This window comes from Peribacillus sp. NPDC056705 (genome assembly GCF_043656335.1).
The window spans coordinates 1-1019 of record NZ_JBHTYI010000291.1; the positions used below are offsets into that span (position 1 = coordinate 1).

Sequence of the window (1019 nt, forward strand, 5' to 3'; positions counted from 1 at the left end):
CTCGATACCAAGCTCGGCCAACCGCTTCCGCACGCGGTTAATATTAACGCTCAGCGTATTATCATCAACAAAGGTATCGTCCCACAACTTCTCCAGTATCGTCTCACGGGTAACAAGCCGCGGAGATCGGCTCAGCAGGGTTTCCAGCAGGATAGATTCTTTCTTGGTCAGGATCAAGGTGTGATCATCCAGACACAGTTCCATCCGTTCAGGGTACAGAACAAGTCCGTCCTGTTCCACCGTACGTTCACCGGAGGCCGTCGCATAATCCCCATAAACACGGCGCAGTTGACTATGAATCTTGGCTATCACGATGTCGTAAGCAAACGGCTTGGTTATATAATCGTCAGCGCCATTCTCCAGCGCTCTTAATTGATCTGGCGTTCCGCTCCGAGCGGAAATGAATATAATGGGACAGGTCGACACAGACCTGATCTGGCGGCACCAGTAATAACCGTCGAAGCTGGGCAGATTGACATCCAGCAGAACGACATGTGGTTTCGTCTCGTGAAACCGCTCCATCACTCGATCGAAATCCTGGACCATAACCCCCTCGTTGCCATACCTTGCGATATGTGATTGAAGCAGTTCCGCCAGCTTGGGATCGTCCTCAACAACCATGATTCTATACATCCTTCTCTCCCTCCAACAAACGTCAGACCGCTTAATTCACATGGGAATAGCAGCCTGAATGTTTATGGTTCCCTAACGATGGCTGCTTCAAAAAAGTTTGTCCCTTCAGGCGATGTCCCCAGGATATAAACGGTGTTATTCTCAGAAACAGAACGCTTGATGACCATGTTGTCTCTCAGTCTTGCCTCATGGTGATAGGTAATTCTGAATCCTCTAACTCTTCCTTCTTGAAGCTCCGCTTCATCCAGTGCATCAAAGCATAAATCGGCATACCGCGCATTATTTAAATGTCCGTTCGTATCGATTCCGCTATAGCGGACCAAGTATGAATAGGCTTCTGTCAGCTGTACCCCTTCAGGCAGCACGGTCTTATGAAGGGCTTCGCC

Annotated in this window: 1 protein-coding gene and 1 pseudogene; both read right to left on the reverse strand. The window is 49.3% G+C overall.

The genetic code is table 11. From position 1 onward, the window contains the following. Nucleotides 1-633: response regulator transcription factor (locus tag ACFRAK_RS29790; RefSeq protein WP_394573306.1), on the reverse strand; the 633-nt coding region annotated here is incomplete at its 3' end. Nucleotides 634-695: 62 nt separating this feature from the next. Then, a pseudogene (locus ACFRAK_RS29795) lies at nucleotides 696-1019 on the reverse strand (acyl-[acyl-carrier-protein] thioesterase); the annotation flags it as partial.